This is a genomic window from Psychrobacter glacincola (assembly GCF_904846075.1).
Classification (GTDB): domain Bacteria; phylum Pseudomonadota; class Gammaproteobacteria; order Pseudomonadales; family Moraxellaceae; genus Psychrobacter; species Psychrobacter glacincola_C.
Genome location: NZ_CAJGZH010000002.1, coordinates 231,738 through 246,428 on the forward strand (window position 1 = coordinate 231,738; position 14,691 = coordinate 246,428).

Annotated in this window: 9 protein-coding genes; 8 read left to right on the plus strand and 1 reads right to left on the minus strand. The window is 45.0% G+C overall.

From position 1 onward, the window contains the following. The first annotated feature begins 3 nt into the window (after positions 1 to 3). The 7 genes from JMW85_RS07125 (at position 4) to fhuB (ending at position 12,966) form a co-directional block, all read left to right on the plus strand. Entirely contained in the window at positions 4 to 2,211 is a 2,208-nt protein-coding gene (locus JMW85_RS07125; protein WP_307783121.1) for a protein kinase domain-containing protein, read from the plus strand. A gap of 52 nt (positions 2,212 to 2,263) precedes the next feature. Next, positions 2,264 to 3,742 carry an NAD(P)/FAD-dependent oxidoreductase gene (locus JMW85_RS07130; RefSeq protein ID WP_201581298.1) on the plus strand — a complete coding sequence of 493 codons (1,479 nt, stop codon included), beginning with the start codon at positions 2,264 to 2,266 and terminating at the stop codon, positions 3,740 to 3,742. After that, positions 3,739 to 7,218: a nitrate reductase gene (locus JMW85_RS07135; RefSeq protein WP_201581299.1), complete on the plus strand. Its 3,480-nt coding sequence runs from the start codon at positions 3,739 to 3,741 to the stop codon at positions 7,216 to 7,218. Before JMW85_RS07130 ends, JMW85_RS07135 begins: the two co-directional genes overlap by 4 nt. 167 nt (positions 7,219 to 7,385) lie before the next feature. Continuing rightward, positions 7,386 to 8,309, plus strand: a complete 924-nt coding sequence (cobA, locus tag JMW85_RS07140; RefSeq protein WP_201581300.1) for a uroporphyrinogen-III C-methyltransferase — start codon at positions 7,386 to 7,388, stop codon at positions 8,307 to 8,309. Positions 8,310 to 8,868: 559 nt separating this feature from the next. Beyond that, the gene (locus tag JMW85_RS07145) at positions 8,869 to 9,633 is read left to right on the plus strand and encodes an ABC transporter ATP-binding protein (protein ID WP_201581782.1); all 765 of its coding nucleotides are present in this window, start codon (positions 8,869 to 8,871) and stop codon (positions 9,631 to 9,633) included. Between the two features lie 256 nt (positions 9,634 to 9,889). Further along, entirely contained in the window at positions 9,890 to 10,801 is a 912-nt protein-coding gene (locus JMW85_RS07150) for an ABC transporter substrate-binding protein (protein WP_227681706.1), read from the plus strand. Beyond that, entirely contained in the window at positions 10,798 to 12,966 is a 2,169-nt protein-coding gene (fhuB, locus tag JMW85_RS07155; protein ID WP_227679039.1) for a Fe(3+)-hydroxamate ABC transporter permease FhuB, read from the plus strand. Before JMW85_RS07150 ends, fhuB begins: the two co-directional genes overlap by 4 nt. A 141-nt stretch (positions 12,967 to 13,107) precedes the next feature. Here the strand turns inward: fhuB and JMW85_RS07160 are convergent, their stop codons facing one another. After that, positions 13,108 to 13,458, minus strand: coding sequence for a DUF3817 domain-containing protein (locus tag JMW85_RS07160; protein WP_045454747.1), 351 nt, complete (start codon positions 13,456 to 13,458; stop codon positions 13,108 to 13,110). Between the two features lie 186 nt (positions 13,459 to 13,644). On the opposite strand from JMW85_RS07160, the gene JMW85_RS07165 reads away from it, so the two are divergent. Continuing rightward, positions 13,645 to 14,295 carry a glutathione S-transferase gene (locus JMW85_RS07165; protein WP_201581301.1) on the plus strand — a complete coding sequence of 217 codons (651 nt, stop codon included), beginning with the start codon at positions 13,645 to 13,647 and terminating at the stop codon, positions 14,293 to 14,295. The last annotated feature ends 396 nt before the right edge of the window (positions 14,296 to 14,691 follow it).

Consider the following 14,691-nt stretch of genomic DNA (forward strand, 5'->3'; position numbering starts at 1 on the left):
CAGATGACGATAGCAAGCGTAGCAAACGCCAATAGACATAATAGTCAAAGTGCTGATGGTGATGTGTACCAAAACGCTGATGATATGGCAGCTAATATCAATAACAGTCAGTCGTCATCTGCAATAGAAACAGATCAGTTTGTTGCCAATGAGGCCATCAAGAATATGGAGAGTATTGATAGGCACTCTATTGATGAGACTGGTGAAAGTAAGAATTTTGATGATGCTAGTACTGCATTATGGTGGCTTGATTTTTTCACGATGGCAGGACGCAAGACGGAAAATCAAGACAGTTTACTTATTACCACCTGTCTACCATATCAATGTTCAGGTACAGAATCATCTAGTGCCAATCGCTCAATATCTCAAGCAAGATCTCACCCGTCATCATCAGCCCCATTATTGGTGTTGATGGCAGATGGGGTCAGCGCTTGTCAGTTTCCAAAACAGGCAAGTCGATTGGTGGTGAATACCATTGCTCACAAAATCACATTGGGGTTGACCGCACTGGCACAATCACAAGATGAGACGTCATCCATCAGTTTTGACGATGATCAAGTCGCTAGTCTCATCAAAACAGCAGTCAACAAAGCCAACGATATCCTATATTTCCCTCAAGCGTATCAACGGGTACCGCCATTGTTGTCTACGTTATCAGGCTTGCTCTGTATTGGTGACCGTATTCACCTGTTTCATACAGGCGACTCTCGAATATACCGCGTTGGGGTAGATTGTCTGACGGTATTGAGCAAAGATCACCGCGTGCACCGCGGCCAAGACAAAGGAGCGCTTGCTGCAGCTATTGGCGCAGATAGCCAGTTAGAGCTACAACAATCTGTATTTACCCTCCATCAAAACGAGTGTTTGGCCATCATGACAGATGGGGTTTATGAGCATATAGAGCCCACAGAGCTACAATTTGAGCTGTGCAGCAGTGCGACTGATATATTTCAGTTGATGGCTACTACGCACAAATTACCGCTAGGGTTTAACACCAGTCAAGCCGTGTGCGAGCAAGCCTTTAGTGCAGGCAGTCATGACAATCTAAGCATGGTTATGCTGAGTATGAACACACGATCAGCCCATTTTACTTCTATCAATGGCTCTAAAGGTGTTGGTCATTTTGATGGTATTGACTTTGATAATCTGGATACGATCATACATGATGTGAATCGCTACCAGCTGCCAACCGATTTACAGATAGGCGACCATATTGATGGTTTTACTGTGATTGGTATCATTGCTCGTACGGCTCGCAGTCACGTGTACTGGGTGCAAGATGAATACAACCATGACTTTGTTCTAAAATCACCCAGTTTAGATTCGGTCGCCGATGGTCACTATCTGCGTGATTTTTTAAAAGAACGCAAAATTGGTTTGAGCCTATCAAAACATCGCCGCGCGGGTGAGTCGGCTTACAATCAAGCTGATCCCAATCGATTGCCTGTCAATCCTGCATCCAACAATATTGGTCATAACGTGGGTTCTGGGCTCAGTGAGTCAGGGCTGCTGCGTTACTATCCAGTACCAGCAAGTACCACATACTTATATCATTTGACTGAATATATCGCTGGTGAGAGTTTACGGGACTTTATGGATCGTCATGCGCCTTGTGATGTGTGGCAAACCTTTGATTTACTCACCAAAATTGGCATGGCGGTTCGAGTCATGCATCGCAACTATCTGCTACATCAAGATATCAAACCTGAAAACATTCTTTTAACCAAATCAGGCGCGGTCAAACTGATTGATTTTGGTTCCGCCAGTTCCTCTATCTTAAAAGACAGCACCCGACCACCAAATGGTGATTTGCACTATGCTGCACCAGAATATTACACCGATGCACCAAAAGGCGTGCATTCTGACTTGTTCTCGATTGCAGTGATTGGCTATGAATTGCTGACAGGGCAATTGCCATTTAATACCCAAACACTAATGATGCCAAACCAAACATTACTGATGCCCGCGCAGCCGCTACGGCAACAGAACGTACCGGACGCCAGCCAACAGGCACTCATGCGTGCGCTACATGTCAACACTAACGCGCGCTATCAAGCCATTGGCGAGTTTTTACAAGATTTTAACCCCGATAATAAGGCGCACAGCCGTGACCCAGAACCCCTCATTAAGCGTAACCCTCTACTGGTATGGCATGGCATTTGCTTCATAGAGTTTGTCATCATTTTATTGCTGTTGGCGTACTTTTCATGACACGCTGTTTTGCATTCAATGCTGCTCCGCGCGGCTAAGGGATTTACTGTCTATGTCATTATCTATATCGCAAGCCACCACTACGGTAGATACTCATACCAACACTCACGCCTTAGCATCAGGTCATCAAAAAAACGCTGGCATCGTTATCATCGGGGCGGGCATGGCAGGCAGTCGTTTTGCCATTGAGCTTGCTCGCACACAATCGAATGATGACACCGCCCGTTTGCCAATTACTTTAATCAGTAAAGAGCCGCACGTGGGCTATAACCGCATTATGTTATCACCCGTATTGGCTGGCGATACAGCGTTTGAAGATACTTATTTGTACGACAAAACAGAGTATGAGCAGCTAGGTATCACCGTATTGGCTGGGGTTGCGGTAGAGAAAATAGATACCAAGTGTCAATGTATCGAGTTGGATGATGGGCAAACACTCAATTATGCCAAGTTAGTGATGGCCACAGGATCAACTGCCCGAGTCATTCCGTTTCCCAATTACACAGCTAAAGGTGTGCATGTGTTTCGAGACCTTGCCGATGTGACCGCCCTGATGGACTATGCCCGCCAAGGAAAAACGGGTTTGGTGATTGGTGGTGGCGTACTGGGATTGGAGGCTGCGTGCGCGTTGGCGGCACAGGGCGCGAGCATGACGGTCATTCATATGGATGGCTATGTACTCAATCGTCAACTAGACCTGCCAGCTGCTGAGCTTTTGCAAGCTGAGCTCAGTCGCCGAGGGGTTAGTCTTGAGGTTTCTGCACATACTGAGGCCATTGAGATGAATGATGCAGGAGAAGTATGTGGATTGTCTTTAAAAGACGGGCGCATGCTAGCGGCCGATTTCATCGTGATGGCAGTGGGCGTGATACCTAATACACCGCTTGCCAAACAAAGCGGGCTTGAGGTTAATCGCGGTATTGTCGTCGATGATTTTATGCACACCAGTTGTCCCAATGTTTATGCCATTGGTGAGTGTATAGAGCGAGAGGGGGAGCTATTTGGAATGGTGGCGCCAGTCAATCAGCAAGTGGATACATTGGTTACGGTTTTAAAAGATGCTTTGATAGAAAATGATATAAATGTGATAGATGGTAAAGCCGCCGTGCCAGACCACTGGATTCCTTTTGTGAGCAAACCGCTATCATTAAAATTAAAAGTGTCTGGTATGTCGGCATTTTCTGCAGGGCAAATCGCTTTTGATGACGAAGCAGCTGACACCATTGAGACCCTCGTATATCGTCAGCCTGACTTAAACCATTATCATTGTCTGTACCTCAAAGAAAACAAACTCATTGGTGCTGTGCTTTATGGAGACACCAGTGATGGCAGATTTTATAGTCAGTTAATTATAGATAACGTTGATATTACGCCTATCAAAGACACACTCATATTTGGCGAAGCATATTGTCATTTGGATGAAATTACGCTTAACAATTCGCCAACTACGGAAGTCGATGTAGAGCTTGATGATACGGACAAGAACATCAATCATCATAAAGCGGCCGAACTGTTAGAGGAGGCATTATGAATGATGCTACCGCCAATAAATCTGCTGCTAGCAAAGTAGTGTCAGCTAATAAATCGAACAACCTACCTAATAGCGTACAAAAAACGACAGGCCACGTCATTGAGACACATGACATAAGTGCCGCCAAAAATATCAAAAAAGCAATATCATTATCGTCGTCCTCTGATGGTGATTTGATTGATAGCTCGACCATTACTATCCGTACGACGTGCCCTTATTGCGGAGTGGGGTGTGGTGTTTTAGCAAGCGTGAATGCAACAGAGGTGCTGAGCGTCAAAGGAGATCCTGAACATCCTGCTAATTTTGGTAAATTGTGCTCCAAAGGGAGTGCGCTGGCACAAACATTGGGAACCGCGCGCCGCTTGACCGAGCCATATTATCAAAACAAGCAAGCAGTAATGCAACAGCATCAGCCTATGCAATTGGATAACGATTTTAATGCCAAACGTAAATCTGACAAGCCACTTATAAAGCAGACAGACTGGGACACCGTACTAGAGGATGTTGCCAGTCGTTTAAATGACACCATCGACAAACACGGTCGAGACAGCATTATGTTTTATGTCTCAGGTCAATTACTAACTGAAGATTACTACGTCGCCAATAAATTTATTAAAGGGTTTATTGGTAATAACAATATCGACTCCAACTCTCGCCTGTGTATGTCTTCCGCAGTAGCAGGGCACCAACGTGCGTTTGGCGCAGACCTTGTGCCGGGTAATTACGAGGATTTAGAGGCTTGCGATTTGTTGGTGCTGATAGGTTCAAACATGGCATGGTGCCACCCTATTTTGTTTGGTCGATTTTTAGCCGCCAAAGAAGCCAATCCTAATAAAAAAATGATTGTGATAGACCCGCGCCGTACCGACTCTTGTGAATTTGCCGATTTACATTTACCAATTGCTGCGGGCACGGATACACATTTATATAATGGGTTGCTGCATTACCTAGATCAGCACGGTTGCCAAAATGATGAATATGTTAACCAAAGTTTGGGCGTTGATGATGCGGTGAATGCGGCCAAAGCATGGAGCATCGACAAAGTTGCACACGCCTGCCAAGTATCGGCGGACAGTATCCGCCAGTTTTATGAATGCGTTGCTGCCACTGATAAAACAGTCACTGCTTTTAGCATGGGTGTCAATCAGTCACAAAGTGGGACTGATAAGGTCAATGCCATTATTAATACTCATCTGTTCACAGGGCGTGTGGGCAAAGTAGGGGCCAGTCCGTTTTCACTCACTGGACAGCCTAATGCGATGGGCGGACGAGAAGTAGGCGCTCTTGCTAATCTATTAGCGGCTCATTTAGAACTAGACGATGCCGATCATCGTCAGCTCGTGGCAGACTTTTGGCATTCGCCTCAGCCTATCTCGCCAAACGTGGGTGTGAAAGCCTGCGATGCTGCCGCTGCGATATTAGATGGTCGTATCAAGGCTATTTGGATTATGGCAACCAACCCTGTGGTCAGCTTGCCAGATGCCGATAATTTTCGTCGAGCGCTTGCTGAGTGCGATCTAGTGATTGTCTCTGATTGCTCGGTAGACAGTGACACGGTGCAGTGTGCCGACATTGTATTGCCCGCTCAAGGGTGGGGTGAAAAATCTGGAACGGTCACCAATTCTGAACGGCGCATTTCTCGGCAGCGGACATTAATGCCTGCGGTAGGGCTTGCCAAACCAGATTGGTGGATACTGTCTCAGGTTGCCACACGCATGGGGTTAACGGGATTTGATTACCAACAGCCAAGCGAGATATTCAATGAGCATGTGGCATTGACCGCTTATGGTAACGCAGACGACCAAAGCACATCCAATTCTAATAAGAACTATCCTCGCTATCTGAATCTTAGTAAAGACTTGTCTGCTTTAATGACAGAAATGACAAATGAGGTACCAGTCAATCAATCTATTCGCCAGCCTATTAACCAGAACGTCAATCAAATATATACCCCAGTCGCACTCAGTAAGCAAGCATACGAGGAGATGTTGCCGTTTCAATGGGGTGGCACACGTATCTCTATGATTGATGAGATTAAACCTTTAACAAATGAGGTCGTTAATTCCACTGCTAGTGTTATCAAGTCACAGTTAATCGCGATTACGCCCTCTGACGAGGCGAGCGTAGCCAATGTGCATCGACGTCAAAGAAGGCAGAATACCCAACGGATTGTTGAGAATCGAGCATCCTTTGAACATGAATCTGATTATCATACTCAATTTGAGAGCCAAGCGGTTCATTTACGCCTGATTACGGGCAGGCTGCGCGATCAATGGCATACCATGACTCGCACTGGCCTTGCACCGCAGTTAAATCAACATCAGCCAGTACCGACACTTTCCATACACGCTAACGATGCACGGCAGCTTGGCGTTCAAGATAATGATTTTGTGCAACTGCATCGCAGGTATGAAAGCTATGAGAACGGTATGACCAGTAATGAGGCAGCCAGTGACACCTCGATGAATACAGCTATGGATGGCAACGAGTCCACAAGTACCGTACTAGCTCAAGTTGCCATTAGCGATATGTTGCGCGTTGGTGATGCGTTTATGCCCATGCATTGGAGCAATGCTTTTGCTAGCTTTGCCCGAGTTGGCCCACTTATTCCAACAGTGGTCGATCCATATTCAGGGCAGCCAGAGCTCAAAAATTCAGCCATTAGCGTCACGCCTGTTCCTATGCAATCATTTGGCAAGATTTTGGTGCATCCTGAGTGGCAAGACGCTGTTATAGTGCAATTACGTACTATTTTGGCCAATTTTTCTGCCAAAGCATCAGAGAAAGAATTATCTGAAACAAAATGCGAAGCACGTTCAAATAATATTGTGCCAGAGGCATTACCTGCACTTACTTGGAGCTTGAGTCATCAAAGTAACAGCGTCTTGATTACTCTCGCTAGCCCGATGATGGAGTCTAGCAGTACCTTAGCGTGCCCCGAGTTTTGGCAGCAGTTTATGACCTCTATGCAATCATTATCACCGCCAAACTCTCAAAAGGGTGTCATGCATACGGCGTTTACTGTCGATAATGTGCAGAATCAATTACGTTTTATCGTGACCCAAACTGAGTCTAAGGTAGGAGCAGATAGCCCTGTTATCAACCGTCAAGTGTCCGATGGTAAAAGCTCTAGCGCACAACTGATAATGGCAGTCTATATTGCCCCAATGCAAAAGCAATTACCGAGTGTACGCTGGCTCGATAGCTGCTTTACGGATACTAGCCAGATACCTGTTAATCAACGATACAAGTGGTTGCTCGCGGGGCGGCCTGCCAGTGGTTATGTTGATCCAGGACCTTTGGTCTGCTCTTGTATGTCGGTTGGAAAAAATGCCATTCTCAACGCTATTACGCAGCATAATTGTAGTAGTGCGGCGGCAGTGGGTAAGCAGTGCCGCGCAGGTACTAATTGTGGGTCTTGCGTGGGGCAAATCAACGCATTAATCGCAGAATACGCCTCATTGGCGCAAGCTTAAATGATGGGATGGCACGTCGCTTGCAACTTGTTATGTAGAATTAGTTGCACTGTGTTAACACAGGTTAGCCGAGCCTGAGCGCTTATCTGGTCGGTCGATTTCTATCGAATAACCTTATTTTTATTACATGGTTTTCTGTATTTATACTGTCATTAGGAACTATCGTCATGATTGATTTATCTGTCCTTATTGCAAACAGCCCAACATCTGACTTGGCAGGGCAAAACTGTATAGAAAATGCTAAAAATTCTCATAAAAAAGGCATGGTATATTTGGTCGGCGCAGGCTCTGGTGATCCTGAGTTATTAACCTTAAAAGCATGGCGAGTGATGCAGCGCGCAGAAGTAGTGTTATATGACAGTTTAGTATCCGAAGATGTTTTGGATATGTGCGCGAGCACGGCCGAAAAAATATTCGTCGGTAAGCGCCGCGCCAATCATGCCTTATCACAACAGAGCATTAACGAGCTATTGGTCAAACACGCGCTGGCAGGTAAAACGGTGGTGAGGCTAAAAGGTGGTGACCCTTTTATTTTTGGACGCGGTGGTGAAGAGCTGCAAGAGGTGGTACGTCATGGTATTTATTTTGAATCTATTCCGGGTATTACGGCTGCCAGTGCTGCTGCAAGCCGCGCAGGGATTCCACTAACGCACCGTGATCATGCGCAATCGGTTAAGTTCATCACTGCTTGCAAAAAAAATGGCGCGCCGAATAACGATTATAAAGAATTGCTTGATACTACCCAAACGGTTGTTTTTTATATGGGCTTACACCGTTTGCATGAGATGACGAAAGGCTTGATAGAGGCTGGTCGAGACAGTGAAACCCCTTTTGCTATTATCAGTCATGCCAGTCTACCTACGCAGCAATTGCTTATCGGTACGCTTGCCAGCATCGCTGAATTACAAGCCACCGCCAAGCTACCGACACCTGCTTTACTTATCATGGGTGATGTGGTCACTCTGCATGCCGAGCTTGCTGATTACAATATAAATGCTATCAAACAAAAGGCGCTTCACTTCATCAATCATAGCAATATCACGCCCAGTGACGAGCCAGACAATGTTTTGCCCGCTGTGAGTGTTGCTTAAAGACTGGATTTGTCTCTCAGCTTGCGCTCTCAAAACGAACTTTTTATATGCTTGCTGTTTGAGAAAAATTTACCGGGTTTGTAGCTCGCTAAGTTGAGTAGTAGGTGCTGTACAGGGGATTAAAAACGTTTGTTCAAGAGATTGAGCAGACGTTTTTTTGTGTCTTTCAATAATACTTGTACAGCCATTGCTTCGGCATAGATAGTCGTTACTGACGTTGGTACTAGATAGCTCTTTGGTGGTTAAAGAAATAAAAGCGACTAAAAAACCAATTAGCTTATCTCAACTTATTGAAGTGTTCTTCATTGAGTTGAGTAATGGTTTGTGCGAGTTCAAAAATGATTAAGGTGATAAAGAATTAGGCTTGTATTTGAGGGTTACGTGTCACAGATAAAAGAAAATGGGTCGTATATATACTTACAAGTAACAGCGAACGGAAATAAAAAGAATGGTATTTTAAGTTAATGATAATTGTTTTTATTATCGTTTACGAGTAAAATCAGTTTTTATTGGCTGTCCAATATAAATACAACGATTTAAATTCATGATGAGTACCGATATGTTACGTGCAAACCAATTGACCATCAGTCGCCAAGGAAATACCTTACTAGACAATGTAAGCTGTGAGATTGATAGCAACCAATTAGTCGCTTTGGTTGGACATAATGGTTCAGGAAAATCGACTTTAATCAAAGCGTTGTCAGGCGAGATGATGAGTAATGGCGGTAGCATCAGCTTGGATGAGCGCCGTATCAGTGAGTACAGTAGTAAAGAGCTGGCGCGACAAATGGCATATTTGCCACAGCAACTACCAGAAGCCGCTGGGTTTTCAGTACGTGAGCTGGTCATGCTAGGACGTTATCCGCACCAAAAATGGCTGCAAAAGCCCAACCAAATAGACAAAGATAAAGTAATAGAAGCCATGCGCATCACCCAAACAGAGGCGTTCGCTGACCGCATTACGGCCACGCTTTCAGGTGGCGAGCGCGCTCGCGTTTGGCTTGCTATGTGTCTGGCACAAGACACCAGATATTTATTACTTGATGAGCCATTAGCCGCGCTTGATATGCACTATCAGCTTGAAGTTATCCAGCTTATACGTCGTTTGGTGGATGAGCAGGGCTTGAGTGTGGTTATTATTTTGCATGATATTAATTTGGCCGCGCAGTATGCCGATCGAGTTATCGCCTTAAAAAACGGTCGTATTTGCCATAACGGTGATATCGGCAGCACCATGCAACCGACAGTATTGCACAAGATTTTTAACGTCGATATGCAGCTGCTTAGTCATCCTATAACGGGGCAGCCAGTCGCCGTTGCTTAGTAGGGCATATCATCAATCTGAACGAAAATGAATAAGTAGGCTAAAAATGGTTAAATTTTTATGACCGTTTTTAAAATGAGGGCATGCCCTAGTATTTGCCTCATCTTTTTCATTTATTTTCTCTTATTCGCGCAAAAGATAGGCCGCCATGTTTCCTGCTCTTTATAAATCTCTGTTCTCTTTAATAGCCATAAAATCTTTCATAAAACCTTGTATAAAAGCTGGCTCAAATCTCACTATCAGTAAATATAAGTGTTTGCCGCTCATAGCAAGCTTAACACTGACCACTATGCTGACGGCCTGTCACCAACCAATAACGGCACAAAAAGACGCTCAAGTGGGCAATACAGATAACGCTAACATCAATATAGTCTCACCTGATTGGGGCAATGCGGCAACCTTGACCGCCATGGGTTACCCCCCGATAGCTACGGGTGATGTGAGGGTGTGGGACAGATGGGTAGGTACGCCTGAACTGCCAACCTCAATCATTGATTTGGGCATTCGCTATCAGCCTAATGCGGAATTGGTTGCCCAATTGCCTGTCGATTTGGTCATCGATAACTTTTTTTATGAGCATGCCCGCAATCTCTATGGAGATGTGCCCTCTGAGTCGGTCATGTTCGCCGCTAAAGGTGATACTGCAACTTGGGCAGATTATACTGAGCCGACTCGTCAGTTGGGACAGCTAATTGATGAACCAGCCTTGGCTGAAAGCTATATTACAAAAAGTCAGACAGATATCAAACTGGCAAGTGAGCGTCTGCAGCAGCGCTATCCAAAAGTAAAGAGATTTGCCGTTGTACAGTTTGCTGATGCCAATAACATGCGCATGTATGTCAAAAATAGTTTGTTTCAGCCCGTGCTAAAAGAGATGGGCAAAGGGCTTGATGTATTGGGCAAAGGCAATCAATGGGGGTTTGTCCCCATTCGAATGGGCGACTTGGCTCAATTGGATAATGAGACCTGCCTATTAATCATCGATCCTTTAAGTCCGATAACCCGAGCTGAGATTAAAGACAGTTTGGTTTGGCAGCGTCTAGGCTATGGCGACGAGCGCTGCGTGGGTGAGCTGCCACCCATATGGATTTATGGTGGCATGTCGTCACTGGTCGGCTTGGCAAATAATTTATCAACAGTGACATTAAAAGGTGGGGCAGCATCATGACTATTAATACTGCCGCACAGACTCATCACTCTCATACCAATAATACTACTGATTATGTCAAACCTATGACTTCACTTGCAGCGTCTCAGTCGCCCACATTGAAAACACCATCAGAGCAACACTCCAAGCTTATGCAAAAACCTCCCAATCCAGCACCAAAATTACCTAGGAAACTACCTTCGGTATTTGAGGATACATGGCGCATCTGGGCAGTAATGATTATCCTTGTAATATTGTCAGTATGGAGCACGTGGGCATTAATCGCTCAGGAGTGGACACGCCCAATCAGTGATTTGTTTATTCCAAGCTCGCAATTGGACATTATCAGTCTTGCGACGCAGCTGCATATAGTGGCGACTAGCATAGTGGCGCTATTGGCAGGTGGTCTGCTTGGGGTTGTCAGTATTTTGCTACAGCAGCTGGTCAAAAACCCATTAGCGTCAGACACCACATTGGGCGTCGGCGTTGGTGCACAATTGGCCATGCTCATTGTGACCTTGTTTTTGCCAAGCTTAGCGATTTATGGCGGACTTTATGTGGCCTTTGTCGGCGCGCTTATTAGTATGGGACTGGTCTTTGTATTGTCAGCACCCAGTCGTTTTAATCCGCTCATTTTAATATTGGCAGGCTTGGTGGTAAACATTCTACTTGCCGCCGTTGCCAATGTTTTGGTGTTGTTTTTTGCTGAACGTAGTAATGGTATGCTGTCGTGGGCGGCGGGATTTTTGGCACAGAATAGCTGGTATACCAGTACGATGCTAGCGATAACAGCCGTCGTGATGGCGGTTGTCTGTCTACCCTTGTTAAAACCATTAACCTTGATGAGTCTCGATGACTCACAAGCCAAGCGCTTGGGCGTGCCGATTAACGGTATTCGTGCATTGGTAGTGCTTATTGTGGCGGTCGTTACCGCTTTGGTGGTTAGCGAAGTTGGTCTAATCGGTTTTATCGGTCTTGGCGCTGCCAGTCTGGTCAATGCACTGGGAGTCGCTTCTATTAGCAAACGTCTGCTTGCAGCCTTTGTCTTAGGGGCGTTGCTTTTATGGCTGACTAGCAATGTTGCTTTATTACTCGAACCCATACTAAATATGCAAATTCCAGCAGGGGCGATGACGGGTATTCTTGGTGCACCACTGATTATTTGGCTGATTTTGCGTCAGCGCCGCGAGCGGATAGAAACAGTAACCCCGATGCTAACGGGCAAGCATGCACCTGTGGCATGGTGGCGCTGGACTCTTGGCGTGGTAATGATAATCATACTTGCCTGTTTTTTTGTCCAAGACGTCAGTGGCTGGGGACTAAGTACCGATTGGGCGATCACCCAGCAGTATCGGCTACCGCGCAGTTTGAGCGCTGCGGCAACAGGTCTGATGTTGGCCATCGCTGGTGTGTTATTGCAAACACTCACCCGCAATCCGATGGCAAGTCCAGAAGTATTGGGTGTGAGCTCGGGCGCGGCGCTTGGGGTTATCTTAGGATTTTTACTGCTACCAAGCTTAGGGCTATCTGCCGGAGCTGGTACTTTATTAATCTCAGGATTATCAGGAGCGATGGCTGTGTTATTGCTGGTTATTTGGCTGGCACGTAAGGTAAGTTCTGGCTATCTATTACTGGTCGGTATCGGTATTGCCGCGATGATGGATGGGGTGATGCACATGGTCAAGCTGTCTGGCGATCCACGCCTAGAAGCGATGCTTAGCTGGCTATCGGGAACGACTTATAGCGCTCAGCCTAGCACCGTGTGGTATCTTATCGGCATTGCCCTCATTTTATTTGCCCTCAGCTTATTGCTTATCAAACCCTTAAGAGTGCTTGGTTTGGGTACAGGGGTCGCTCGTAATTTAGGGGTGGCAGTGACACCAGTGACACTCGCGTTATTGGTGTTGGTGGCGGCGCTAAGTACTGCCAGTACGCTTGCGGTTGGGCCATTGAGTTTCATTGGTCTAATGGTGCCACATTTGGCGACGTCACTCGGTGCGGTAAGGCTTGAGCGCCAATTGCCATTAGCGGCTTTGTTAGGCACAGGGGTGATGGTAATAGCAGACTGGATTGGGCGTTATATCATTTTCCCTTATGAGCTGCCTGCGGGTACTATTGCGGCTATCATTGGTGGGGCGTACTTTTTATGGCTGATTCGTAAAGTGCCAGTCGCAGTAAGTGGATAGTTTTTATGGGAAATTAATGACTGACGAATAATCATGATCAGTCATTAATACATACCGTCCAGCGCTTGAATAGCGCTATATCTTAAAATCACCAATGTTCGTCATATTCAGTAAGTCATTTGACATTACTTTTAAGGGGCTTTAAGCTTTTTTATTCAAGCTCTTTTTTAATAAATGATCGAATATAAATGGACCAAGGGGTAAAAAGGATCCGAGTACCCCTGCTGGCATCGCCCAAAGCGGCATTTTGATTTTGGTGATGGCTATCAACAGCATTAAAATATACGCGATGAACAATCCGCCATGAGCCATCCCTATGTAGGTGACCGCTTCTGCAATACCCATCATGTACTTTAGCGGCATGGCGATGCAAAGTAATAATAAAAAGGACGTACCTTCTAAATAACCCATGATCGTAAGAATCTTTAATACAGAGTTCTGATCTTTTGTGAGATTAGGTGTTTCTGTGATAGTTGTCTGAGCCTGCGACACTATATCTTCCTTTTGTTTATAATAAATAAGGTAAGGGTTTTTCAATGCCGCTATGATACTGGCTTTGTTCAATGCTTTGAAGTATTAATTTTACCAACCCTTAATAGAGATCAGTAACGAAACTAAATGACTCTTGATGTCAGTAACTCTAAGGCTACTGATCTCGTTTTAACTGTGAAAAAAAATATGACTGCTTACTCCCTTTCTTGTCTTTACTCTTTTCGTCGCTGTCCTTATGCCATGCGCGCGCGTCTTGGCCTGTTGTTTGCCGAGTTGCCAGTAGAGCTACGGGAGATCACCTTAAAAAACAAACCTGCCAAAATGCTAGCGATTAGCCCAAAAGGCACCGTGCCCGTTTTACAGCTCGCTGATGGTGTTGTGATTGAAGAGAGTCGGGAAATAATGGAGTGGGCGCTTGAACAGCAAGACCCACAAGAGCTGATGAACCCTAAGACTTTGCATCAAGGTAATACGTTAATTGAGCAAAACGATCAGGAGTTTAAGCATTGGCTAGATCGCTATAAATATGCTGACCGTCATCTTGAAATTACCCAAACAGAATATCGGAAAAAAGGAGAAGCATTTCTACAGATTTTAGAAGAGTTGCTTACTAAAAATACTTATTTGCTAGGAGACAGTGTGACCATTGCCGATATCGGCATTATGCCATTTGTCCGCCAATTTGCTCATGTAGATCGCGACGTTTTTTACAGTTTGCCTTATCCTAAACTGCAAATATGGCTAAAAAACTGGCTTGCACATCCATTATTTATACAAGCCATGACCAAGTTTCAACCTTGGCAAGATGGCGATGAGCCAGTGATTTTTCCTTCTTAGCAAAAGTAGCTCACTCATTTCTTTGTAAATATTTCATCAATCTATTTTAGATATGTCTAGCAAGAATCCACGCGTCATTAAACTATTCCTAATAGTGAGGGAGTTGTTTAACCTCATCATTTTGATAGACCTCAACAGTACTATTCTCAAAATAAATATCAATCTATGGCAGTTTGATAGCCGCTTTTCATAACCTTTGTATTAAAAGGGTTGAATGCCTATTGTGTACACTTGTACTCTTAGGTTAGAATGAACATAAGTGTATCAATATATAAATATTCTTGAGTGACCTCTATTACGAATTGATTGGCATGGTTGTTAAAGTAACTTTTATACGAGTGTGAATATAAGAGTGCGCAAACAACGAATCCACGTGCCAATTATAGTGACGCCGAT

Excerpts from the sequence above, each read along its gene's own strand:
- JMW85_RS07125 (WP_307783121.1), top strand. The coding sequence starts at position 4 with ATGACGATAGCAAGCGTAGCAAACGCCAATAGACATAATAGTCAAAGT.
- JMW85_RS07130 (WP_201581298.1), top strand. The coding sequence starts at position 2,264 with ATGTCATTATCTATATCGCAAGCCACCACTACGGTAGATACTCATACC.
- JMW85_RS07135 (WP_201581299.1), top strand. The coding sequence starts at position 3,739 with ATGAATGATGCTACCGCCAATAAATCTGCTGCTAGCAAAGTAGTGTCA.
- cobA (WP_201581300.1), top strand. The coding sequence starts at position 7,386 with ATGATTGATTTATCTGTCCTTATTGCAAACAGCCCAACATCTGACTTG.
- JMW85_RS07145 (WP_201581782.1), top strand. The coding sequence starts at position 8,869 with ATGTTACGTGCAAACCAATTGACCATCAGTCGCCAAGGAAATACCTTA.
- fhuB (WP_227679039.1), top strand. The coding sequence starts at position 10,798 with ATGACTATTAATACTGCCGCACAGACTCATCACTCTCATACCAATAAT.
- JMW85_RS07165 (WP_201581301.1), top strand. The coding sequence starts at position 13,645 with ATGACTGCTTACTCCCTTTCTTGTCTTTACTCTTTTCGTCGCTGTCCT.